The sequence below is a fragment of the Microbacterium elymi genome, assembly GCF_021582895.2.
Lineage (GTDB): Bacteria > Actinomycetota > Actinomycetes > Actinomycetales > Microbacteriaceae > Microbacterium > Microbacterium humicola.
Genome location: NZ_CP091139.2, coordinates 812,697 through 836,107, shown reverse-complemented (window position 1 = coordinate 836,107; position 23,411 = coordinate 812,697). Strand labels below are relative to the sequence as shown.

General features: G+C 71.2%; 16 protein-coding genes and 7 pseudogenes. 15 read left to right on the top strand and 8 right to left on the bottom strand.

From position 1 onward, the window contains the following. The first annotated feature begins 18 nt into the window (after nucleotides 1-18). From L2X98_RS04505 to L2X98_RS04490, 4 genes are read left to right on the top strand one after another with little or no spacing between them, the layout of a single operon-like run. On the top strand, nucleotides 19-660 hold the full coding sequence (locus L2X98_RS04505) for a hypothetical protein (protein WP_259612452.1): 642 nt from the start codon (nucleotides 19-21) through the stop codon (nucleotides 658-660). Continuing rightward, nucleotides 657-1,085 (top strand): hypothetical protein, encoded by a 429-nt coding sequence (locus tag L2X98_RS04500; protein WP_259612451.1) that lies wholly within the window; start codon nucleotides 657-659, stop codon nucleotides 1,083-1,085. Before L2X98_RS04505 ends, L2X98_RS04500 begins: the two co-directional genes overlap by 4 nt. Continuing rightward, nucleotides 1,025-1,477, top strand: a complete 453-nt coding sequence (locus L2X98_RS04495; RefSeq protein ID WP_259612450.1) for a hypothetical protein — start codon at nucleotides 1,025-1,027, stop codon at nucleotides 1,475-1,477. Before L2X98_RS04500 ends, L2X98_RS04495 begins: the two co-directional genes overlap by 61 nt. A 2-nt stretch (nucleotides 1,478-1,479) precedes the next feature. Beyond that, nucleotides 1,480-2,136 (top strand): hypothetical protein, encoded by a 657-nt coding sequence (locus L2X98_RS04490; protein ID WP_259612449.1) that lies wholly within the window; start codon nucleotides 1,480-1,482, stop codon nucleotides 2,134-2,136. A 250-nt stretch (nucleotides 2,137-2,386) separates the two neighbouring features. Here L2X98_RS04490 and L2X98_RS04485 read toward each other — a convergent pair. Then, nucleotides 2,387-3,813 (bottom strand): annotated as a pseudogene (locus L2X98_RS04485) (dihydrolipoyl dehydrogenase family protein). Nucleotides 3,814-4,113: 300 nt separating this feature from the next. Here L2X98_RS04485 and L2X98_RS04480 point away from each other — a divergent pair. From L2X98_RS04480 to L2X98_RS04465, 4 pseudogenes are all read left to right on the top strand, one after another. Continuing rightward, nucleotides 4,114-5,587: pseudogene (locus L2X98_RS04480) on the top strand (AlkA N-terminal domain-containing protein). After that, nucleotides 5,584-6,079, top strand: a pseudogene (locus L2X98_RS04475) (methylated-DNA--[protein]-cysteine S-methyltransferase). Before L2X98_RS04480 ends, L2X98_RS04475 begins: the two co-directional pseudogenes overlap by 4 nt. Before the next feature lie 329 nt (nucleotides 6,080-6,408). Further along, nucleotides 6,409-8,223, top strand: a pseudogene (locus tag L2X98_RS04470) (ABC transporter ATP-binding protein). Continuing rightward, nucleotides 8,220-10,028: pseudogene (locus tag L2X98_RS04465) on the top strand (ABC transporter ATP-binding protein). The pseudogenes L2X98_RS04470 and L2X98_RS04465 overlap by 4 nt, the downstream one beginning before the upstream one ends. Before the next feature lie 165 nt (nucleotides 10,029-10,193). Here L2X98_RS04465 and L2X98_RS04460 read toward each other — a convergent pair. Continuing rightward, complete coding sequence (locus L2X98_RS04460) at nucleotides 10,194-10,646, bottom strand: GNAT family N-acetyltransferase (RefSeq protein WP_259612448.1); 453 nt, start codon at nucleotides 10,644-10,646, stop codon at nucleotides 10,194-10,196. A 164-nt stretch (nucleotides 10,647-10,810) separates the two neighbouring features. Here L2X98_RS04460 and L2X98_RS04455 point away from each other — a divergent pair. Beyond that, nucleotides 10,811-13,032 (top strand): annotated as a pseudogene (locus L2X98_RS04455) (NADP-dependent isocitrate dehydrogenase). On the opposite strand, the gene L2X98_RS04450 reads toward L2X98_RS04455, so the two are convergent. Together L2X98_RS04450 and L2X98_RS04445 are read right to left on the bottom strand one after the other, a co-directional pair. Further along, the gene (locus tag L2X98_RS04450; protein ID WP_259612447.1) at nucleotides 12,951-13,532 is read right to left on the bottom strand and encodes a L,D-transpeptidase; all 582 of its coding nucleotides are present in this window, start codon (nucleotides 13,530-13,532) and stop codon (nucleotides 12,951-12,953) included. The pseudogene L2X98_RS04455 and the gene L2X98_RS04450 overlap by 82 nt on opposite strands. Continuing rightward, nucleotides 13,493-14,536: a hypothetical protein gene (locus L2X98_RS04445; RefSeq protein WP_259612446.1), complete on the bottom strand. Its 1,044-nt coding sequence runs from the start codon at nucleotides 14,534-14,536 to the stop codon at nucleotides 13,493-13,495. Before L2X98_RS04445 ends, L2X98_RS04450 begins: the two co-directional genes overlap by 40 nt. Before the next feature lie 179 nt (nucleotides 14,537-14,715). Between L2X98_RS04445 and L2X98_RS04440 the strand changes: the two genes are divergently transcribed. Both L2X98_RS04440 and L2X98_RS04435 read left to right on the top strand, forming a co-directional pair. Then, nucleotides 14,716-15,918: an ROK family transcriptional regulator gene (locus tag L2X98_RS04440; protein WP_259612445.1), complete on the top strand. Its 1,203-nt coding sequence runs from the start codon at nucleotides 14,716-14,718 to the stop codon at nucleotides 15,916-15,918. A gap of 72 nt (nucleotides 15,919-15,990) precedes the next feature. Continuing rightward, nucleotides 15,991-17,331, top strand: a complete 1,341-nt coding sequence (locus L2X98_RS04435) for an extracellular solute-binding protein (RefSeq protein WP_259612444.1) — start codon at nucleotides 15,991-15,993, stop codon at nucleotides 17,329-17,331. 303 nt (nucleotides 17,332-17,634) lie between these two features. On the opposite strand, the gene L2X98_RS04430 is transcribed toward L2X98_RS04435, so the two are convergent. Next, entirely contained in the window at nucleotides 17,635-17,820 is a 186-nt protein-coding gene (locus L2X98_RS04430; protein WP_259612443.1) for a hypothetical protein, read from the bottom strand. A gap of 74 nt (nucleotides 17,821-17,894) precedes the next feature. Here L2X98_RS04430 and L2X98_RS04425 point away from each other — a divergent pair, with 74 nt between their 5' ends. The 4 genes from L2X98_RS04425 to L2X98_RS04410 are packed head-to-tail and all read left to right on the top strand — an operon-like array spanning nucleotide 17,895 to nucleotide 21,019. After that, entirely contained in the window at nucleotides 17,895-18,365 is a 471-nt protein-coding gene (locus L2X98_RS04425) for a carbohydrate ABC transporter permease (RefSeq protein WP_259612442.1), read from the top strand. Continuing rightward, nucleotides 18,362-19,261, top strand: coding sequence for a carbohydrate ABC transporter permease (locus L2X98_RS04420; protein ID WP_259612441.1), 900 nt, complete (start codon nucleotides 18,362-18,364; stop codon nucleotides 19,259-19,261). The genes L2X98_RS04425 and L2X98_RS04420 overlap by 4 nt, the downstream gene beginning before the upstream one ends. Nucleotides 19,262-19,304: 43 nt before the next feature. Then, nucleotides 19,305-20,312, top strand: coding sequence for an ROK family protein (locus L2X98_RS04415; RefSeq protein ID WP_354002923.1), 1,008 nt, complete (start codon nucleotides 19,305-19,307; stop codon nucleotides 20,310-20,312). Beyond that, nucleotides 20,240-21,019: a glucosamine-6-phosphate deaminase gene (locus L2X98_RS04410; protein ID WP_259612440.1), complete on the top strand. Its 780-nt coding sequence runs from the start codon at nucleotides 20,240-20,242 to the stop codon at nucleotides 21,017-21,019. Before L2X98_RS04415 ends, L2X98_RS04410 begins: the two co-directional genes overlap by 73 nt. Here the strand turns inward: L2X98_RS04410 and L2X98_RS20050 are convergent. The 3 genes and pseudogenes from L2X98_RS20050 to L2X98_RS04395 all read right to left on the bottom strand — a co-directional run bounded on the left by L2X98_RS20050 (nucleotide 20,980) and on the right by L2X98_RS04395 (nucleotide 23,372). Continuing rightward, nucleotides 20,980-21,627: an NUDIX hydrolase gene (locus L2X98_RS20050; protein WP_354002922.1), complete on the bottom strand. Its 648-nt coding sequence runs from the start codon at nucleotides 21,625-21,627 to the stop codon at nucleotides 20,980-20,982. The two genes, L2X98_RS04410 and L2X98_RS20050, sit on opposite strands and share 40 nt — an antisense overlap. Then, a pseudogene (locus L2X98_RS04400) lies at nucleotides 21,624-23,001 on the bottom strand (FAD-binding oxidoreductase). The gene L2X98_RS20050 and the pseudogene L2X98_RS04400 overlap by 4 nt, the downstream one beginning before the upstream one ends. Next, nucleotides 22,998-23,372, bottom strand: a complete 375-nt coding sequence (locus tag L2X98_RS04395) for a YrdB family protein (RefSeq protein ID WP_259612439.1) — start codon at nucleotides 23,370-23,372, stop codon at nucleotides 22,998-23,000. Before L2X98_RS04395 ends, L2X98_RS04400 begins: the two are co-directional and overlap by 4 nt. Between the last annotated feature and the right edge of the window lie 39 nt (nucleotides 23,373-23,411).

The window sequence follows — 23,411 nt, the reverse complement described above, 5'->3', positions numbered from 1 at the left end:
GTGAGCGAGGGCGGCCCTGTGAGCGAGGGCGGCTCGGGGTCCGCAGAGGGCCTCGACGGGGAGCTGACCGCCACGAGCTTCGCCCCCGGGTGGATGCCGGTCCCGGCGCTGGCCGGGACGGATGCCGCACAGCCGTGGATCGCGCAGAACGCGAAGGCGCTGCGCGAGGCCTGGGGCGACCGGTGGGAGCCGGTGCACGACCGGCTCGTGCCCGCGCTGCTGCAGGCCGCGCTGGACCACCGCCGGCCCGAGGACGCGCTCGCGTTCCAGGTCTGGCCCACCGACGCCCCGGTGTGCATCTTCGTGCACGCGGCCGTGGGCACCTTCCCCGATGGCACGCGGATGCCGCAGCCCGGCGACGGCATCCTGTGCGACGCCGAGGGACTCGGCCTCGGCGTCCAGCTGCCGATCGCCGAGGAGGTCGGCGGCGTCCAGACGCTGGGCGCCCAGTTTGTGTTCGCCTCGGCCACCCGTGCGGTCTCGGTCGTCGTCGAGCCGACGCTGCCCGAGCTGATCGGTATCCTGATGCCGCAGATCCACGGATTCGTGCAGTCACTGCGCCTGACCGCGCCCGACGGCACCGCGTTCCGCGCCGATCCGCCCGCCCTGCGGGAGGCCGACCCGGCCGAGACCTGGATTGATAGCCTGACAGCGACATGAGCACCCCGTACCCCGATGCCCGCACCTGGGCGCAGGAGCATTCCCTCGCCGACGTGCCGCGTCTGGCGCGACTGGAGGGCTTCGCGTTCCAGGCCCACCCCGAGATCGTCGCGTCGTTCGGGGCGGACGGCGCCGCCATGGCGCGCTTCACCGCGGAGCATCGGCGCACGCCGGAGCGGACCGCCAAGAACGTGCTGGTGGCGGTACTCGGCATCGTGATGGTGCTCGCGCCGATCCTCGGCGTGGCGATCTACGGCACCGCGGCGGCCTACATCGCCCCCAGTGCCGGCCCGCTGCCGGCCCAGGTCGCCGTGCCGATCGCCGGCGTGTGCTTCCTGATCGCGGCGCTGACCCAGGTCGCGCTGTGGATCGTCTGGCTGCGCGGGGTGCGCGCTGGTCGCCGCTGCTGCTGGGGCTGGCCGTGATCGCCGCCGTGCTCGCCGGCTTCGCGACCGCCGGCATCCCGCGGGTCTCCGCCCGCGACGACTTCGCATTCGGCGCGTGGATCGTGCCGGTGTGGGTCACGCTGGTGCTCGGCGGCGTGCTGGCCATCGGCATCCTGCTGCGCGTGCGCGTCCGCACCCCCGAGCCGACGGCGACTGCTGCGACCGCCGCGCCCGCCGTGTCCGACCGCGAGCGCGCACGGACGCTGGTGCGCGCCCTGCCCTCGAGCGAGCAGGGCGCGCTGCAGGCGGACCGTGACGACGCGCTGCGCATCCTCGCCGGCCGTGGCCTGATCGACGACGCCACGCTCGAGCGCGCACTGGGGACCGACCTCGGCACGCTGTTCACGCTCGACCCGATCCGGGAAGGATGACCGTGACCGAATCCGCCACGCCCCGTACACCCGACGAGGCCGGCACGCCCGCGCGGGTCAGCCTGCGCGAGGAGCTCGGCGGCGCGCCCGATCCCGACTTCACCCTGGCGCTGCCGCCGGGGTGGAACCGCCGGGACGCCACGCCCGAGGAGCAGGAGCGGATGACGGCCGCCGTGCGGACCCGGCTGATGCAGGTGCACCGGCCGGACCTGTACGCGCGGATGCGCCAGCTGCTGCGCGAGGCGTTCGCCCAGATGGAGAAGACGAACGTCGTCGCGATGTTCCTCCCGGATGAGGCCGCGCCGGAGGCGCTGTACCTGCCGGCGTCGCTGACCGCCAGCATCCTGCACGCACCGGCGGGGGGCTCGCTCGACGATCTGGTGCGCGAGGCGGTGGCCCGTGAGGGGGCCACGCCGCTGCTGGGCGACAAGCGGTTCCTGCGCGCGGAGCGCGAGCAGACGCAGACGCTGGACGGCGAGTCCGGAACGCTCACGACTGTGGTGTACCTGACGCCCATCCCGGGCAGCGGCCGCCGTCGTGCGCTCGAGCTGACGCTGGTGATCGTGCGCCCCCAGGACGTGCCGGCCGACGACGAGCCGATGGTGCAGATGCGGATGCTGTTCGACCTCTGCGTGTCGACCCTGACCTGGCTCCCCTGACCCCTCTCTCCTCGCCGAAATCGTACGATTTGGCCGAGTGCACATCATTCTGGGCCGGGTTTGATGTGCAGTCGCGAATTTGATGTGCAGTCGCGGGGGAGTGCGGGGGATGCGCGGAGCAGGATGCGCGGCGCGGGGGAGTGCGCGGGATGCTGCGCGGGGGAGTGTGCGGGGCGCGTGCGGGACGCTGCGCGGGGCGCGTGCGGGATGCTGCGCGGGGGCGATGCAGGATGGCGCCCGCCGCCCGCGCTCACGCCGCGTCGCGGCCGTACTGCTCGAGCCAGCGCAGCCAGACCTCGCTGATCGTCGGGTAGGCCGGCACCGCGTGCCACAGCCGGTGCACCGGCACCTCGCCGACGATGGCGATGGTCGCGGACTGCAGCATCTCGGCGACGTCCGCCCCGACGAACGTCGCGCCGACCAGCACTCCGCGCTCCTCGTCCACGATCGCCTGCGCGCGGCCCCGATAGTCGTCGGCGTGCGCGGCGGCGCCGGCGATCTGGGCGAGGTCGCAGTCCAGGACCCGGATGCTGCGGCCCGCCGCCCGCGCCTCCGCCGCGGTGACCCCGACCGACGCGACCTCCGGATCGGTGAACACGACCTGCGGCACCGCGTCGTGGTCGGCCGTCGCGACGTGGCGACCCCAGGGCGCGGCATCCGGTTCCTCCTCCCGGGCGCGGGCGGCGATCACGTCTCCGGCCGCGCGGGCCTGGTACTTGCCCTGGTGGGTCAGCAGCACCCGGTGGTTCACGTCGCCCACCGCGTAGAGCCATTCGGTCCCGGGTACGCGCAGGGTGTCGTCGACGTCGATCCAGCCGCCCGGCTCGAGCCCGGAGATCCCGACGGTCTCGAGCCCGATGTCGCGGGTGCGCGGTCCGCGACCGGTCGCCGCGAGCACCTCGTGTGCGCGCAGCATCCGTCCGTCGTCCAGGGTCAGCTCGACGGTGCCGTCCGGGTCGCGGCGCACCGCCGTCGTCTCGCCGGTGAGGATCTTCACGCCCGCCGCGGTGAGCGCGTCTCGCACGAGCTCCTGTGCGAACGGCTCGACCCGGCCCAGCGACCCCGAGCGCACGATCATCGTCACGCCGCTGCCGAGGCTCGCGTAGGCGGTGGCCATCTCGCACGCCACGACTCCGCCGCCGATGATCGCCAGCGACGCCGGCACCTCGTGCGCCGAGGTGGCCTCGCGGCTCGTCCATGGGCGGGCATCGCGCAGGCCCGGGATGTCGGGGACCGTCGCCTCGCTGCCGGTGCACACCGCCACCGCCTGGCGGGCGTGCAGTGTCACCTCGGGGCCGTCGGCCGGAGTCACCGTCACCTCGCGCTCGCCGGTGAGTCGCCCCTGCCCGCGCACGAGGTCGATGTTCGCGCTCGCAGCCACGAGACCTGGCCGTCATCGTTCCAGTCGTGGGTGAGCCGGTCGCGACGCCGGAACACACCCTGCGGGTCGATGTCGCCGGTGACCGCCTGCCACGCGCCGTCGACGTCGCGCGCGCCGCGCAGGGCGGCACCGGGCCGCAGGAGTCCCTTCGACGGCATGCACGCCCAGTATGAGCATTCGCCGCCGACCAGTTCGCTCTCCACGATCACGGCCGACAGCCCGCCCTGCACTGCACGGTCGGCGACGTTCTCGCCGACGGGGCCCGCGCCGATCACGATGAGGTCATAGGTGTCCATGCGCCCAGGCTAGGCCGGGATGCCGCGGCGCGCCACGCCGCGCGGTTCGCGACGCCGCGCGGGCGCGCCAGGCCGCGCGGTTCGCGGCGCCGCGCGGGCCGCGGCGTCGCGCCGGCCGGCGACCCTGGGCGGCTCGCGAAGGTGGGCGGCTCGCGAGGGCGGGCGGCTCGCGAAGGTGGGCGGCTCGCGAAGGTGGGCGGCTCGCGAGGGCGGGCGGCCTGACCCGGCGACCCCGGGCCGCCCCACGGTCATGTCCGATTTCCGCGAGCCGACGTCGGCGCAGCGTGTCAGGCTGGATCCATGAGCATCCCGAGCATGACCTTCGACGAGCGCTACCGCGCGATCGACTCGCGGGATTCGCGCTTCGACGGCCAGTTCATCACCGCCGTCCGCTCCACCGGCATCTACTGCCGACCCAGCTGTCCCGCCCGCACCCCGAAGCCGGCGAACGTGACGTTCTACCCGACGGCGGCGGCCGCGCACGAGGCCGGCTACCGCGCCTGCAAACGCTGCCTGCCCGACGCCGCGCCCGGCTCGCCGGAGTGGAATCTGCGGACGGATGCCGCGGGCCGAGCCATGCGGCTCATCCAGGACGGCGTCATCGAGCGCGAGGGCGTGCCCGGGCTCGCTGCGCGCCTGGGCTACTCGCCGCGCCAGCTCGACCGCATCCTCACCGCCGAACTCGGCGCCGGACCACTCGCCTTGGCCCGCGCGCACCGCGCGCACACCGCCCGGATGCTGCTGGTCGGCACCGAGCTGCCGGCATCGGACGTCGCATTCTCGGCCGGCTTCGCCAGCATCCGCCAGTTCAACGACACCGTTCGGGAGGTGTTCGGGATGACGCCGCTCCAGCTGCGCGCCCGCCGCCGCGCGGTGCCCGGAGCGCAGGACGGCGGCCGCATCCGGCTCGTGCTCGCCCACCGCAGGCCGATCGACGCGGCCGGGCTGTTCGCGTGGATGCGCGCGCGGGCCGTCCCGGGGATGGAAGAGGCGAGCGCGGACGCGTACGCGCGCACGCTCGCATTGCCGCACGGACCGGCCTGGATGCGCCTGTGGACCGAGGGCGACCGGATCCGCCTGGATGCCCAGCTGACGAAGCTCGCCGACCTGCCCGCGCTCATCGCCCGGGCCCGACGGCTGTTCGATCTGGACGCCGACCCGATCGGCATCGACGCCGCACTCGACCGGCACCCGCAAGCTGCGTCCCGCGCTCGCGCTGACCCCCGGCATCCGCGTGCCCGGCGCCGTGGATCCGGACGAGATGCTGGTGCGCGCCATGATCGGCCAGCAGGTCTCGGTCGCCGCCGCCCGCACGGCGCTCGGCCGGCTCGTCGACGCGCTCGGCGAGCGTCTGCCCGGCGGCGGCATCCTGTTCCCCACCATGGCCGTGATCGCCGAGCGCGGGCCCGAGGTGCTGCGCGGGCCGGGCGCGCGGATCCGCGCGATCACGGGTGCGGCGGCCGCGCTGGCGGCCGGCGATCTCACGCTGTCGGCCGCGGACGATCCCGTGCGGCAGCGCGAGGCGCTGCTGGCGATGCCGGGCATCGGCCCCTGGACCGCCGACTACGTCCGGATGCGGACCACAGCCGACCCGGACGTGTTCCTGCCCGGCGACGTGGCCGCGCGCGCCGGCGCGGCGCGGCTCGGGCTGCCCGGCGAGCCGCGACCGCTCACCGAGTGGGCGGCGCGGGTCGCGCCGTGGCGCAGCTACCTGACCGCGCATTTCTGGCGGGTGCTGACCGCACCCCTGCCCGAGAAGGAGGAAACCCCATGACCGCTCTGGTCGAGACCATCACCACCCCGGACGGGCCGTTCACGATCATCGTCGATGAGGACGGGCGGGTGCTCGCATCCGGCTGGACCGGCGACATCGAGGCCGCCCGCGTCCGGATACACCCCGGCATCCGGCCTGTCGACCTCGTGCCGGGGCGGACGGAGGCCGCGGCCGCCGTCCGTGCATATTACGAGGGCGATCTCACCGCGATCGAGGCCGTCCCGGTGCGTCAGCATGGCACGGCGCTCGCAGCATGACGGCTGGAGCGCCCTGCGCGGCATCGAACCGGGGCATCCGCTCGCGTATGCGGAGTTCGCCGCGGTGCTCGGGCGTCCCTCGGCCGTGCGGGCTGCGGCATCCATCTGCGCCCGCAACGCGCCGGCGCTGTTCGTGCCGTGCCATCGGGTGCTGCGCGGCGACGGCTCGCTGGGCGGCTTCGCCTGGGGGACCGGGGTGAAGCGCAGCCTCCTCGCCCGCGAGGCCGCCGCCTGACCCCGTCCCGCCCGGGGCGGGAGCGGGAGGGAGGGGCGCGGTGTTGCGCGGGGCGAGGGCGCGGGCATAGGCTGAAGGGCTGCCGCGCCATGAGCGCGCCGGCACCCCGCACGATCCGAGGAGGATGCCATGCACCAGGCCGTCTACGACGTCACGCCGGTCGTCCTCCGTCCGATCGTCGCCGGGCTTCGCGTCGCGGGGTAGCGCTTCCGCTTCTGCTGACGTCGTCGATCTCGTCGACCATCCCGCCTGACCCTCCCGCGGCATCGTCCGCGCGCCCCCGCCCGGTTCCGGGCCACCTCTGGCTCGCATCACCCCCTGCAAGGATCATGACCTCCACGTCCTCACCGCGACTGTCCACTCCGCGCGCCCTCGCGCGGCTCTTCCCCTTCGTCAAACCCGTGCTGCCGCGCATGATCGGCGGCCTGCTGACCGCCCTCGGCGCCGCGGTGATGACCCTCATCATCCCGCTGGTGCTGCAGGCGACCGTCGACGGCCCGATCGCGGCCGGCGACATCCCGATGATCGCCTGGGCCTGCCTGGGTGTGCTCGTGCTCGGCATCCTCGAGGCGCTGTTCGTGTTCCTGCGCCGTGCGTTCGTGCTCACCCCGGGCACGAAGGTGGAGTACGAGATCCGGCAGAACTTCTACCAGCGCCTGCAGCGCCTGCCGGTCGCGTTCCACGACCGCTGGCAGTCCGGGCAGCTGCTGAGCCGGATGATGCAGGACATCAACATCGTCCGCCGCTGGCTGGTGTTCGGACTGATCCTGCTCGTGGTGAACATGCTCACCATCGTCATCGGGGCGGTGCTGCTGTTCCGCTGGCACTGGGCGCTGGGCACCGCGTTCATCGTCGTCTCGATCCCGCTGTGGTTCTTCGGCTACCGGTTCGAGCGCAACTACGGCGTGCTGGCCCGACAGAGCCAGGACAAGGCCGGCGACCTGGCCACCGCGGTCGAGGAGAGCGTGCACGGCATCCGCGTGCTGAAGGCGTTCGGCCGCGGCAAGCACGCCCTGCAGAAGTTCACCCGGCAGGCCGAGAGTCTGCGCGGCACCGAGCTTGCGCAAGGCCCGCGAGGTGGGCGAGCTGTGGTTCTGGCTCGACACCATCCCGGTGGTCGCGTTCGCCGGATGCCTCATCCTGGGCATCTGGCTGGCAAGCCTCGGGCAGCTCACGGTGGGCGAGCTGTTCGCGTTCTTCGCGATGGCCACCGCGCTGCGCTGGCCGCTGGAGTCCCTCGGGTTCCTGTTCTCGTTCCTGGTCGACGCCCGCACCGCCACCGACCGCATCTACGAGGTGCTGGACGAGGAGAACACGATCGTCGACCCGGAGCACCCGGCCACGATCGCCGAGCCGCGCGGCGAGCTCGCGTTCCGCGGCGCCCGCTTCCGCTACCAGGATGCCGCGGCCTCCGAACGCGATCTGCTGGACGGCATCGACCTGGTGCTGCGCCCGGGCGAGACGATGGCCCTGGTGGGATTGACCGGGTCGGGCAAGACGACCCTGACCACGCTGCCGACCCGCCTGTACGACGTGACCGGCGGGTCCGTCGAGCTGGACGGCGTGGACGTGCGCGATCTGCGACTGGCCGAGCTGCGCCGGCACATCTCGATGGCGTTCGAAGACGCGACGCTGTTCTCGGCCTCCGTCCGCGAGAACGTGCTGCTCGGCCGGGACGACCTCGATCTGCACAGCCCCGAGGCGCAGGCCGTGCTCGATGAGGCCCTCGAGATCGCCCAGGCGCAGTTCACCTACGAGCTGCCCGACGGCGTGGACACCACCGTCGGCGAGGAGGGGCTGAGCCTGTCCGGCGGTCAGCGTCAGCGACTCGCGCTGGCCCGGGCCGTGGCGGCCAAGCCCGCCGTGCTCGTGCTGGATGACCCGCTGTCGGCGCTGGACGTGGACACCGAGGCGCTCGTCGAGGCCGCGCTGCGGCGCGTGCTGGCCACCACCACCGCCCTGATCGTCGCGCACCGGCCGTCCACGGTCGCGCTCGCCGACCGGGTCGCCGTGCTGGAGGACGGCCGGATCACCGCGGTCGGCACGCACGCCGAGCGCTGCGCACCAGCGAGCACTACCGGTTCGTGATCTCGAGTCTGGAGGCGGACGATATCCGCCAGCGAGAGATGGAGGTGAACCTGTGAGCTCCGTCGTCGGAACCCGCGGCGAAGACCGCGACGACTACACGAAGGCCGAGAGCCGCGCCATCCGGCGACGCTCGGTGCGGCTGCTCGGGTCGCTGATGAAGCCCATGACGCGGCTGGTGGTGCTCGGGGCATTCGTCATCGTGATCTCCACGCTTGCGCGTGATCGGCCCGACGCTGATCGCCTACGGCATCGACACGGCGCTGCCCGGGCGATCGAGGCGGCCGATTGGATGCCGGCGTTCGGGGTGACGATCGTCTACATCGTCACCGGGGGCATCGGTGCGCTGCTGATGGGCTGGTTCGTGGTGCTGTCGGCCAAGATCACCCAGACGATCCTGCTCGACCTGCGCACCCGGATCTTCCGGCACACGCAGCGACTCAGCCTCGAGTTCCACGAGACGTACACGTCCGGGCGGATCATCTCACGGCAGACCAGCGACCTGGAGTCGATCCGCGAACTGCTGGACGGCGGGCTGAACCAGCTGGTCTCGGGTGCCCTGTACGGCGTGTTCACCCTGATCATGCTGTTCCTGCTGGACTGGCGCAGCGGCGTCGTGCTCATCGCCATGGGCATCCCCCTGGCCATCCTGATGCGCTGGTTCTACCGCGAGTCGCAGAAGGGCTACCGCGCCTCGCGCGTGGTCAGCGCCCGGCTGATCGTGCAGTTCGTCGAGACGATGACCGGCGTGCGCGCGGTCAAGGCGTTCCGCAAAGAGAAGCGCAACGACGCCGAGTTCGGCGAGATCTCGGCCGAGTACCGCAACGTGAACCTCAAGCTGGTCAAGCTGTTCGGGGTGTTCGAGCCGGCGCTGATCCTGCTGTCCAACGTGACGATGGCGGTCGTGCTGCTGTGGGGTGCGTTCCGCGTCGTCGACGGCGGCCTGCTGATCGGCTCGCTGCTGGCCGCCGTGCTGTACATCCGCAACTTCTTCAGCCCGCTGGAGGAGGTGGCGATGTTCCTGAACTCGTACCAGTCGGCGACCGCCGCCCTGGAGAAGGTGTCCGGCGTGCTGGAGGAGGAGCCCTCCGTACCGGATCCGGCACGGCCGGTCGACCTGTGGGAGTCGCACGGCGGCCTCCGCTTCGACGACGTCGAGTTCGCGTACGGGTCGGGCAAGACGATTCTGCCCGACTTCACCCTCGACATCCCGGCCGGTCAGACGGTCGCGCTCGTGGGCACGACCGGCGCGGGCAAGTCGACGCTCGCCAAGCTCGTGTCGCGCTTCTACGACCCGACGCGCGGCGCCGTGCGCCTGGACGGCGTCGACCTGCGCGAACTGCATCCCAAGGACCTGCGCCGTGCGATCGTCATGGTCACGCAGGAGGCGTACCTGTTCAGCGGCACCGTGGCTGACAACATCGCGCTCGGCAAGCCCGACGCGTCGATGGACGAGATCCGGGCGGCTGCGCGAGCGGTGGGGGCGGATGCCTTCGTCATGTCGCTTCCGGACGGCTACGACACCGACGTGAACAAGCGCGGCGGTCGCGTCTCGGCCGGGCAACGGCAGCTGATCTCGTTCGCGCGCGCGTTCCTGGCGAACCCGGCCGTGCTGATCCTGGACGAGGCGACGGCGTCGCTGGACATGCCCAGCGAGCGGCAGGTGCAGGAGGCGCTGCAGACGCTGCTGGCCGACCGCACCGCGATCATCATCGCGCATCGGCTCTCGACCGTGGCCATCGCCGACCGGGTGCTGGTGATGGAGCACGGGCGGATCATCGAGGATGACGCACCCGACCGGCTGATCGGCGGCGACGGCAAGTTCGCGCAGCTGCACGCGGCCTGGCGCGAGTCACTCGTGTAGTCGGGCGTCGTGTCGGCTCGCTGCGCGGTCTCTGAGCGTCGGCTCGCTGCGCGGTCCCTGAGTGTCGGCTCGCTGCGCGGTCTCTGAGCGTCGGCTCGCTGCGCGGTCCCTGAGCGAGCGAAGCGAGACGAAGGGCGCGCGGCGACGAGACGAAACGGACCGAGGCTAGACGGAGATCTCGGCGATGACCTCGCCGTACTCCGTCTCGCCGACCGGGGTGAACCCGACGCGCTGGAAGAACTGCTCGGGGCCGCCGCTGCCGGCCTCGTAGATGACATCCACGTGGTCCATGCCGCGCTCGCGCGCCTCGTCCAGGAGCCCGTCGACGAGGAATCGGCCGACCCCGCGCCCCTGCTCGTCCGCGTCGACGTTGATCCGCCACAGCACGGAGCGGAAATGCTCCTGCGGGAAGTCGGCGTCGAAGTTCGCGCTGATGAAGCCGACGACCTCGTCGCCGTCGACCCCGACGCGCTGCCACGAGGTCTGCGGATTGACGACGGTCGCGGCGATCCCGTAGCTGACCGGGGACAGGAATTCCTCCTGGCCGGGCTTCAGTGAGAAATTGTTGACCGCAACGATCGTCGATGCGGACAGTTCCACCAGTCGCAGGTCACCCATACGGCCAGGGTATCCGCAAAGCACGACACGCACACTCCCGAGACGTCGGATGACGTGGGCCGCGGCATCCGAGATATCTCGATATCAAGATATATTGCCGTGCACGGTAGGCTGGATCGACCCTGACGAGCAATCTGTCGAGCAACGGAACGAAGAGGCGAGCGGTGACCGAATCCACCATCATCTACACCTACACGGACGAGGCCCCGGCGCTGGCCACGGCATCCTTCCTGCCGATCATCCAGGCCTTCGCGGGCTCTGCCGGCGTCGACGTCACGACCCGTGACATCTCGCTGGCCGGGCGCATCCTGGCGGCGTTCCCGCAGAACCTGACCCCGGAGCAGCAGGTCGGCGACGCGCTGGCCGAGCTCGGGGGACTGGCCACCCTGCCCGAGGCGAACATCATCAAGCTGCCGAACATCTCCGCGTCGATCCCGCAGCTGAAGGCCGCCGTCGCCGAGCTGCAGTCGCAGGGCTACGACATCCCCGACTATCCGGACGAGCCGACCACCGTGGAGCAGAAGGATGTCCGGGCCCGCTACGACCGGATCAAGGGGTCGGCGGTCAACCCGGTGCTGCGCCAGGGCAACAGCGATCGTCGTGCGCCGCTGGCGGTGAAGAACTACGCCCGCAAGCACCCGCACCTGAACAAGCCGTTCGCCCCCGGTTCGAAGACCCGGGTCGCGACCATGAGCGGCGACGACTTCCGCTCGAACGAGAAGTCGGTGGTGATCGCCGGCGACGACGTGCTGTCGATCCAGCACGTCGCCGCGGACGGCACGGTCACCACGCTGAAGGATGGCCTGAAGGTGCTGGACGGCGAGGTCGTGGACGCCACGTTCCTGTCCGCGCAGGCGCTGGACGCGTTCCTGGTGCAGACCCTGGACGAGGCGAAGGCCGAGGACGTGCTGTACTCGGTGCACCTGAAGGCCACGATGATGAAGGTCTCGGACCCGATCATCTTCGCCCACGTCGTGAAGGCCTACTTCGCCGACGTGTTCTCGAAGTACGGCGACCGGCTCGCCGCCGCCGGCCTCACCCCGAACAACGGGCTGGGCGCGATCCTGGCCGGACTCGGCGCGGTCGAGGGCGGCGACGAGATCGCCGCGGCGATCACCGCGGATCTGGCGGCCGGACCCCGCCTGTCGTACGTGAACAGCGACAAGGGGATCACGAACCTGCACGTCCCGTCCGATGTGATCGTGGATGCCTCGATGCCCGCGCTGATCCGCAACGGCGGCAAGCTCTGGGGTGCGGACGGCGGCGAGGACGACACACTCGCGGTGATCCCGGACTCGTCGTACGCGGGGGTCTACCAGGCCGCGATCGACGACGTGATCGCCAACGGCCCGCTCGACCCGGCCACCATCGGCAGCGTGCCCAACGTGGGGCTGATGGCGCAGGCCGCCGAAGAGTACGGCAGCCACGACAAGACGTTCGAGATCGCCGCGGACGGCCGCGTGCAGATCGTGGGCGGCGAGGGCGAGGTGCTCATCGAGCACGAGGTCCACGCCGGCGACATCTGGCGCGCGACCCAGACCAAGGACATCCCGATCCGCGACTGGGTGCGCCTGGCCGTCACCCGCGCCCGCGCCACCGGCGACCCGGCGGTGTTCTGGCTGGACGCGAACCGCGCGCACGACGCGCAAGCTGATCGCGAAGGTCGCCACCTGTCTCGGCAAGCTGGACACGAGCGGCGTGACCACCACGATCCTGCCGCCGGCCGAGGCGACCCGGTACTCGCTGGCGCGGCTTGCGCCAGGGCCTGGACACGATCTCGGTGACCGGCAACGTGCTGCGCGACTACCTCACCGACCTGTTCCCGATCCTCGAGGTCGGCACGAGCGCCAAGATGCTCTCGATCGTCCCGCTGCTGGCCGGTGGCGGACTGTTCGAGACGGGAGCCGGCGGATCGGCCCCGAAGCACGTGCAGGCATGCCTGAGCGAGGACTACCTGCGATGGGACTCGCTCGGCGAGTTCTTCGCCCTGGCGGCGTCGTTCGAGCACTACGCCCAGGTCACCGGCAATGCGCACGCGCAGGTGCTGGCCGACACGCTGGATGCCGCGACCGGCACGTTCCTGGAGAACGACAAGTCGCCGGGGCGCAAGCTCGGCACCACCGACAACCGCGGCAGCCACTTCTACCTGGCCCTGTACTGGGCGCAGGAGCTGGCCCGGCAGACGGTGGACGCCGACCTCGCGGCCGTGTTCGCGCCGGTGGCCGAGGAGCTCGCGGCGAAGGAGCAGACGATCGTCGACGAGCTGCTGGCGGTGCAGGGCGAGCCGGTCGACATCGGCGGCTACTACCGTCCGGACGGCGCGCTGGTCGCGAAGGTCATGCGCCCGTCGCCGACGCTGAACCGGATCATCGACGGCCTGAGCTGATCGAGGTGTGAGGAGAGGGCGGATGCTGCGGCATCCGCCCCTCTGACGTTCGGTGTGCGCCCGGCCGGCTGCGTGCGGGCGGCCGGTCGCCCTACGGCTGGACCGTGACCTCCATGCCGTACGGCGCCCAGTCGTAGATGTACTTGGCCACGTCGATGGTCATGTTCACGCAAGCCGTGGCTCATCACGTGACCGAAGTTGTGGTGCCAGTAGGTGCCGTGGAAGCCCACGTTCGGGGCGAAGTAGGTCACCCAGGGCACGTTCTTCGTGCAGTACGAGGCGCCCTCGAAGCAGCCCATGTCCTGCATCGGCACCTTCGCGAACACCCGGAAGTACCCGGTCGGGGTGGCGTGCCCGGCCGCACCGGTCGAGACCAGGTAGCTGCGCCACAGCTTGCCGTTCTGATAGAAGTACGCGCGCTGCTCGCTGAGGTCGACGACCGCGCTGCGCGAGATCTTCGTCATGCTCGCCTTGTCGACGGCCACCGGCAGCTTGTACACGCCGTTGCCGGCGGCCAGCTGGGCGGCGAATGCCGCAGCGACCCCTTCGTGTCGCCGAGCGTGCGTCCATCGAGCTGTTCGGTGTCAACGCGCAGCACCTTGCCGGCGGTGTCGGTGATCTCGGTGCCGTTCTGCGGCTTGCGGTCGACCTTCTTCGCCAGCGTGTCGACCGACTTCTGGATGGCCGCCGCGTCGGCGGTGATCGTGAACGCGCCGTCCTTCGGGGCGACGGTCAGCCAGGATGCCGCGACCGCGCGGTCGACGGGCACGGTCCGCTCGTCGCCGACGTAGAAGCCGACCTTCCCGAGCATCGTGTTCAGTGCGGATGCGGTCTTCTTCGCGGTGTCGGTGGAGATCGCCGCGGCCACCGGCACCGGCGCAGCGGTCACCGAGACGGTGGCCAGGCCCTCGGCGAACCCGTCCTGCAGAGCGGTGGCGAGCGCGTCCAGGTCGGCGCCGGTGCCATCGGCTTCCGGCGAGGTGACGTACTTCGCGGCGTCCGCATCGAACGTGACGGTCGCGTCGGTCGGGTCCTCGAACAGAGAGGGCGCCACCGCGCGCAGCGCGGCGTCCGCGGTGGCCGCGTCGACCGTGACCGGTGCGCGCCGGGCGCCGGAGAACCAGGCGCCGATCTTCCACATCGGGCTCTCGCTGTAGGCCGCCTCGGCCAGCGACCGGGCATCCACCTTCGCGCCCAGGTCGGCGCCGGTCAGCGTGGCGTCGACGCCGGCGCCGTGCAGCTCGACCGTGGTGTTCTCCAGCTGCGACTGGATGGCGGCGGCCGCGGCCCCCGGGGTCATGCCGCCCACCTGGACGCCCGCGATCGCGGTGCCGGGTGCGATGAGGACGAGGGATGCCGCGATCACGCCGACCAGGGCCACGGCGACCGGAGTGCCGATCCACAGGCCGACATGGCGCTTGCGCCGCTGCGTCGTCGGCGCCCACTCGTACGCGGTGTCGCCGGACGTCGTGGTCGCGTCCGGCTCTCGCGGAGTCTCGCTCACCTGGCCCCCCGGTTGTGTTACCCCTGCGTCTTATGATAGTCGACGGCTTCGGCGCGACCAGACCGCGAGGTGCTCTGGCGGGCTCGGAGTGCAACGAGAAGATAACATTTTTGTAAACTCCCTATGCAGATCACCCGGCGGGGTTGCGCGTCCGCTGTTCGTAAGGTGTACTAACAAACATGTCTGCACCGGAGCCGCGACGTGGCGCTTCCCCCACACCGGCGGCCGCGCCGTCCGCGAATGCGCCGTACGCACTCGGCGCCGGGGTGCGGCATCCGCGCCACGGCGTCAAGGTCCTGCCCGAGCACGCCCGCACGCACAATCGCGCGCTCGTGCTGCAGACCCTGTTCCACAGCGGGGCGATGAGCCGCGCCGACCTGTCCCGCGAGACCGGACTGACCCGAGTCACCATCTCGGACCTCGTCGCCGAGCTGATCGCCGACGGACTGGTCGCCGAGAAGGGTGTGCGCGAGGTCTCGCGCCCCGGCAAGCCGGCCATGCTCGTCGACCTCGACCACACCGGCCACCGCATCGTCAGCCTCGACCTGTCCGGGCCGACGAGCTTCATCGGCGGCATCCTCACCCTCGACGGCACCATCGTCGTACGCCGGGAGATCCCGCACCCGGGCGCCGGCGGCGCGGTGGTCCAGGCGATCGTCGACTTCGCCCGCGAGCTCGTGGCGGACTCGCACGAGCCCGTGCTCGGCGTCGGTGTCGGCACGCCGGGCGTCGTGGACGCGGCCGGGGTGGTGCTGACCGCGCCGAACCTCGGGCTGACCGGCTTCGATCTGGAGGGCGCGCTGCATGAGGCGCTGAGCCTGCCGGTCGTGGTCGCCAACGACGCGAACGCAGCGGTGCTGGCCGAGTACACGTTCGGCGGAGCGGGCGATGACGTCATCCTCGTCAAGGTCGGGCGCGGCGTCGGATCCGGCCTGCTCTCCGGCGGGCGCCCCATGCTCGGCAGTCGCTTCGCGGCCGGCGAGATCGGGCACGTGACCGTCGCGACCGACGGCGGTCCGGTCTGCTCGTGCGGCAAGGTGGGATGCCTCGAGGCATGGATCTCGGCGCCTTCGCTGACCGCGCGGCTGGCCGCGGCATCCGACGACGCCGCGCGGGAGGGCGTGCTGCGCGACGCGGGCGAGCGACTGGGCATCGCCCTGGCGCCGGTCGTGGGCGCACTCGACCTGTCGGAGGTGGTCCTGTCCGGCCCCACCGAACTGCTCGACGGGCCGCTGGCTGCGGCCGCCGTCGAGACTCTCCGGACCCGGACCCTCGCCGTCGTGCACGAGGGCATCCGGGTGCGCATGACCGATCAGGGGCAGGACATCGTCCTGCGCGGTGCGGCGGTCATGGTCCTGTCCGAACAGCTCGGGGTGTCCTGAACACCCCTTCCAATACCCCCCCGGATAGGTCACCCGGCCTGTCCACACCAAGAGAAAGCACAAGGAGACAGAATGCGCACATCACGCATTGTTGCGGTCGGTGCCGCCGGCATCGCGGCCGCGCTGGCGCTCAGCGCCTGCTCGAGCGCCGGCAACGGCGGGACCGGCGGCGACAACACCACGCCCGACACCAGCAAGACCATCGGCACGGTCGACGGCGCGGGCAAGACGCTCACCGTCTGGGCCATGACCGGCGACTATTCGGACGAGGTGATGAAGAAGATCAACGACGAGTTCGAGAAGCAGACCGGTGCCAAGGTCGACGTCCAGGTGCAGGCCTGGGACGGCATCACCACGAAGCTGACCACGGCGCTGGGCACCACCACGCCGCCGGATGTCGTCGACATCGGCAACACGCAGGTCGCCGGCTACGCCAACACCGGCGGGCTCATGGACCTGAGCGCGTACAAGGACGAGCTCGAGCAGGGCGGCACCTGGGTGGAGTCCCTCGCCGGCCCGGCCACCTTCGACGGCAAGCTGTATGCCGTCCCGTCGTTCGTCGGCAACCGCGCGGTCATCTACAACAAGAAGATGTGGGCGGATGCCGGGGTCACCTCGGCCCCGACCAGCTACGACGAGCTCAAGAGCGACCTCGACAAGATCAAGGCGAAGAACCCGGCGAGCGACTTCTCGCCGTTCTACCTGCCCGGCCAGTTCTGGTACGCCGGAATGAGCTGGGTCTGGGATGCCGGCGGAGACATCGCCACCAGCGACGGCGGCACCTGGAAGGGCTCGTTCTCCAGCGCCGAATCGCAGAAGGGACTGGACGAGTTCAAGTCGTTCCAGAACGCCTACTCGAGCAAGGCCAGCCAGACGCTGAACACCGACAAGCCGAACGAGGACCAGATCATGGCCGACGGCAAGACGGCGACCATCATCGGCGCCCTGTGGGACGCCGGCCTGATCGTGTCCGGCTCCAACGGCAAGATCGCCGAGGATGACCTGGGCACGTTCGCGCTGCCGAACACGGCGGGCGAATCCGGTGCCGCCCACAACTTCGGCGGCGGCGAGGTCTGGGGCATCGCGCAGAAGTCGCCCAACCAGGACCTCGCCCTGGTGTGGACGAAGATCGCGGCGAGCCCCGACATCCAGAACGCGCTCGCGGCGCAGCCGTGGATCCCGAACACCGAGGAGCTCGGCGCCGAGTGGGCCAAGAAGGCGACCACCCTCACGCAGGGCTTCTATGACGCGTCCGGCGTGACCCGGGCCACCCCGGGTGCCGCCGGCTGGGGCACCATCGAGGGCAACAAGAACATGGAGCAGTTCTTCTCATCGGTCGCCAGCGGCAGCAAGTCGGTCGCGGATGCCGCGAAGGACATGGATGCCACGCTGGACAGCACCCTGAACGGCTGATTCCCGCTCCACCCCGATTCGGTTCCCTCGGAACCCAGGAGGAACACCGATGAACACCCCGACTGCGGCCCTGACCGCAGACGAGGGCGTGGCCGCCGCGACGCTCGACGCGCAGCGGCGGCCACGCGGCCCTCGCCGGCGGCCACGCCGGCAGATCGCACCCTGGGTGATGCTCACCCCGGCCGGGCTCGTGATGATCGCGCTGACGGTCGTGCCGATCGCCTTGCTCGTGCTGTTCTCGTTCACCGACGCCAACGCGCGCACGGTGATCACCGGCGCCTACGACTCGGTGGGCATCGGCAACTACACCAAGATCTTCACCGATCCGGAGTTCTGGGCGTCGCTGTGGCGCACACTGTGGTTCACCGCCGCCATGGTCTTCGGCTCGGTCGTCATCGGCCTGGTGCTGGCGAACCTGCTCACCCGGCTCGGCACGGTCATGCGGTACGTCCTGACCATCGCGCTGATCTTCGCCTGGGCCATGCCCACCGTGGCATCGTCGCAGGTGTGGAACTGGCTCTTCCAGCCGGGCTACGGCGTGATCAACTGGCTGCTCACCCAGCTTGCGCATCTTCGGCGATCTGACCCAGACGAACTGGGCCGCCAACACGTGGCTCGGCTTCCTGTGCATCTGGCTGCTGATCGTGTGGCAGGCCGTGCCGTTCATCGCGCTGACCGTCTACGCGGCCCAGACGCAGGTCGATCCGGCCTACTACGAGGCGGCCCGCCTGGACGGCGCGAGCGAGTGGCGGATCTACCGCAACGTCACCCTGCCGTTCATCGCACCCAGCCTCATCCTCATCACGATCCTGTCGGTGATCTGGGACTTCAACGTCTTCAACCAGATCTGGCTGGTCACCCAGGGTGGACCGGACAACACCACCGCCACGCTCGGGGTGTTCACCTTCAAGCAGGCCTTCGTGAGCTTCAAGATCGGCACGGGCGCCGCGATCTCGGTCGTGACCACGCTGATCCTTCTCATCATCACCGGTTTCTACATCCGCCGGCTTCTGCGCTCCGGGGAGGACCTGTGACCGGCATCACCACCGACGAGCCCGTCGGCACCATGACATCCACCCCGACGCCGGTCGTGCGCCGCCGTCGTCGGCGCCGGCGCCGCACCGGCAGCAACATCCTGGCCCTCGTGGTCTCGGTGATCTGGATCTTCCCGGTCTACTGGATGGTCCTGACATCCTTCAAGCAGCCCTGGAACGTGCTCAACGCGACACCGGAGTTCCTGCCGCGCGATCCCAGCCTGCAGAACTACGTCAACGCGCTCACGCAGACCACGTTCTTCACGAACCTGAAGAACTCGGTGATCGTCGTCGCGCTGACGCTGATCTTCGCCATCGTGCTCGCGATGTTCGCCTCGGCGGCGCTCTCGCGGTTCCGCTTCCGCGGTCGCCGGCTGATCCTGGTGCTCATCCTCGCCGTCCAGATGCTGCCCGGCACGGCGCTGCTGATCCCGCAGTTCCTCGTGTTCAACCAGCTGGGTCTGCTCAACCACTACATCGGGCTGATCCTCGCCTATGTGGCCCTGACGCTGCCGTTCTCGATCTGGGTCATGCGCGGATTCTTCCTGGCGATCCCGCGCGAGATCGAAGAGGCCGCCCAGGTCGACGGTGCGAACACCTGGACGATCATGTGGCGCGTGCTGTTCCCGCTCGTGGCCCCGGGCGTGATCGCCTCCAGCGTGTTCTCCTTCATCGCCGCGTGGAACGACTATCTGGTCGCCTACGTGTTCATGAAGGACCAGACGATGTACACCCTGCCGGTGTGGCTGGCCTCGTTCGCGGTGCCGAACCAGCCGATTGACTACGCCGCCCAGATGGCCGCGTCCGTCATCTTCTCGCTGCCGGCCGTGATCTTCTTCCTCATCATCCAGCGCAACCTCGTGACCGGGATGTCGGCGGGGGCGGTCAAGGGCTGATGGGCGTGTGGGCGAGAGCCGCCTCCCGTCGGGAGTGCGGCCGATGAGAGTCGGGCTGGACGTCGGCGGGACGAAGACGGATGCCGTGGCCATCGGAGCGGACGGCCAGATCGCCGCGCGCCTCCGGCTGGCCACCGAGTGGGGGCCGGGCGGCGTCGTGCGCACGGTGGTGGAGGCGGTGCGCCGCCTCGGCCTGCAGGGAGTGGACCCGGCGACGTTCGAGTCGGTCGGGGTGGGGATGCCGGGGCAGGTGCTGCCCGGGTCGACCCACGTCGTGCATGCGGTCAACCTCGGCGTCACCGACCTCGACCTGGCCGCCGCGGTCGAGCCGCTGCTCGGGATCCCGGTGGCGGTGGAGAACGACGTGAAGGCCGCCACGCGCGGCGCCCACGCTCTGCGCCACGGACCCCGCGGTGAGACGATGGCCTACCTCAACCTCGGCACCGGCATCGCCGCGGGGATCGTCCGCGACGGCCGACTGTGGCGCGGCGGCCACGGCACCGCCGGCGAGGTCGGGCACATCTCGGTCGACCCGCACGGACCGCTGTGCCGCTGCGGACAGCGGGGCTGCATCGAGGCGCTCGCCGGTGGTGCGTCGATCGCGCGTCGGTGGGGGCATCCAGGCCGCATCCCGGTGCGGGACATGATGGATGCCGCAGATGCCGGCGACCCCACCGCCCGGGCGCTGCGCGCCGACCTGATGGCCGGCGTCGCCGCCGCGGTGCGCATCCTCGTGCTCACCGCGGATGTCGACGTGGTGGTGCTCGGCGGCGGACTGACCGCGCTGGCCCAGAGGCTCAGAGACGGGGTGGCCGCCGAGCTGGATGCCAGCGCCGAGGCATCCGAATTCCTGCGGTCGCTGCGGCTTGCGGGAGCGCATCGAACTGCTGCCGGCGGGCTCCGCGGCAGCGGCGATCGGCGCCGCACTGGTCGGCGCCGCCCCGGATCTCGACCCGAGAGCACAGGAGGCTGTCACCCATGGCTGAAGTCGTCATCGTCCCCGATCGAGCCGCCGCCGGTGCGCTGGTCGCCGACGAGATCGCATCGCTGATCCAGGCGGACCCGGAGGTGGTCCTCGGCCTGGCGACCGGGTCCACCCCGCTGCCGGTGTACCAGGCGCTGCCCGCGCGGCTGGGGGGCATGGACGTGTCACGGGTGCGCGGATTCGCCCTGGACGAGTACGTCGGCATCGACCCGACGCATCCGCAGAGCTACCGCAACGTGATCCTGCGCGAGGTGGTGGAACCGCTCGGGCTCGACCCGCGGCGCATCCGCACGCCCGACGGCGCGGTCGACGGCGCCGAGCACGCCGGTGCGGATTACGAGCGGGCGATCGCGGATGCCGGGGGCGTCGAGCTGCAGATCCTCGGGATCGGCACCGACGGGCACATCGGCTTCAACGAGCCCGGCTCGTCGTTCGCCTCCCTCACGCGGGTCAAGACCCTCACCGAGCAGACGCGGCGCGACAACGCGCGCTTCTTCGATTCGATCGATCAGGTGCCGATGCACTGCATCACCCAGGGACTGGGCACGATCCTGCGCGCGCGCCATCTGGTTCTGCTGGCGTTCGGCCAGCGCAAGGCCGAGGCGGTGGCCGGGGCCGTCGAGGGGCCGCTCACGGCCTCACTGCCGGGTTCGGCGATCCAGCTGCACCCGCGGGTGAGCGTCGTGGTCGATGAGGCCGCGGCATCCCGCCTGCGCCTGGCCGACTACTACCGTCACGCCTGGGAGAACAAGCCCGCCTGGCAGGGCCTGTAGCGCGCCTCGCCGCCCGCGGCACGGCCGGGCGCTGCGGGCGATCGCCGAGACGGGGGATACGCCGCGAAACCGGGGACTTGCCACTGGATTTCGCGAGGGATCCCATGTTTCGGCGATCGTCTGACGGCACGATCGGCCCGGGCGGACGCGGATCGCCCGGCCGGGCGGACCGGCCCGGGCGGACGCGGCGAGCGGGTCAGGCGACCGGGAAGGCCCAGGCGAGGGGGAGCAGGATGTCGCGGCTCAGCGGCGCGAGTCGCACATGCCCGGCGTCGCCCGGCGTGATCCAGCGCAAGCTCGGCGATCTCGGCGGCGGCCCGGACCTGGGCGGGATCCAGCGTGAGGGCGAACGCGTCGGCCACGACGTCGTGGCCGGGCTCGTTGGCCGCGGCGGCGGTGAAGGTTCCGAGCGATGTCAGGGCCGCGGCATCCGTCGTCACACCCAGTTCTTCCTCGAGTTCGCGCACGAGCGCGGCGGCAGCCGACTCTCCGGGCTCGGGCTTGCCGCCCGGCTGCATGAACGAGGCGGTGCCGCGCTTGCGCACCACCAGGGCGCGGCCGGCGGCATCCATCACAACGGCGGCACTGACGCGGATCGTCGCAGTCACGGGGCGAACACCTTTCCGGGGTTCAGAATCCCGTGCGGGTCGAAGACGGCCTTGATCTGCCGCTGCAGGTCCCACTGATCCTGCCCGAGCTCGTCGGCCAGCCAGCGGCGCTTGAGCACGCCGATGCCGTGCTCGCCGGTGAGCGTGCCGCCCAGCCGCAGCGCGGCGCGGAAGAGGTCGTCGGCGGCATCCCAGATCGGCGCCGGCACCTCGGGGCCGTCGAAGATGAAGTTCGGGTGCAGATTGCCGTCGCCGGCGTGCGCGACCGTGGGGATCGTGACGCCGTGCTCGCGCTCCACCCGCGCGATCTCGTCGAACATCTCGGCCAGGCGGCTGCGCGGCACCGACACGTCTTCGATCAGGGTGGTTCCGAGCGACTCCATCGCGGGGTGCATCGCCCGGCGCAACGCGAGCAGCCGCTCGCCCTCGTCCGGGTCGCCGGAGACCTCGACGGCTCCGCCGGCGGTCCGCAGCACCTCCGCGATCGCGTCAGCTTCGGCGGCGGATGCCGCCCCGTCGGTCTGGATCGTCAGCAGCGCGTCGTCCGTGCCCGGGTCGAGTCCGAGCAGCCGGCGTGCGGCGGCCAGGCACGTGGCATCCATCAGCTCCATGATCGAGGGCTGCAGGCCGGCCGCGGTCACTGCGGAGGATGCCGCGGCCGCCGCGCGCACATCCGGGAACGTGGCCGCGATCGTGTGCACGGTGCCGGGTACGAGCCGGCGCAGCTTCAGCGTCGCACCGACGACGACGCCGAGCACCCCCTCGGAGCCGATGAACAGCGAGGTGAGGTCGAGGCCGGTCACGCCCTTCACGCTGCGGTGACCGAGGTGCAGCATCCGTCCGTCGGCCAGCACCACGTCCAGGGCGAGGACGGCGTCGCGCACGACGCCGTATTTCGCGCACAGCAGGCCGCCGGCGCCGGTGGCGATGTTGCCGCCCACGGTCGAGATCGACCGGCTGGCCGGATCCGGCGCCCACCACACCCCCTCCGCGGCGAGGGCGTCGTTGAGATCGGCGTTGAGGATGCCCGGCTCGACGACGGCGAGCAGGTCGTCGGGGCGCACCTCCAGGATGCGATCCATCCCGCGCAAGCGACAGCGAGATCTCGCCCGCGCCGGTGTTGGCGCCGCCGGCCAGGCCGGTGCCGGCGCCGCGGGGGACCACCGGCGTGCCGGTGGCCGAGGCGATCCGCATCGTCTGCTGCACATCGTCGACGGATGCCGCGTGCACGACCGCCAGCGGCGTGCCGTCCGCCGCATGGCCCGACTTGTCCGCACGGACGGCGGAACGGCCGGCTTCGGTGACGTCGACGCGATCGCCCAGGGCCGCGCGCAGCCGGTCGGCGACCTCGGAGCTCGCGCGATCCGGGCTCATGCGAACCGGCGACGGCCGGCGATCACGCCCGTGGTGACGGCGACGACGGCGAACACGAGGCCGACCCAGGCCTGGCCCATGCTCCACCAGGCGATGGTCGCGCCGGCGTAGACGAGCAGCTCGATCACCGCGCGCACGAACGGGTGCACGCGCAGCACCGCCCGGGGCGAGACGAAGAACGCCCAGAGCAGGATCGCGACGATCGGCAGGCCCAGCCCCATCGCGATGTTCCATGGGAACGGCCAGCCGGCGAAACCCCAGAAGGCCAGGGTGAAGAACGCGAACAGCTCGCACACGAAGGCCAGGACATCCACCGCCGACAGCGGGGCGCGGGTCCCGGGGGCCGGCTCGGCGTGGTCGGGGGAGGACATGTCTTCAGTCTACGCGGGGCTCCGAGGGCGGATGCCGCG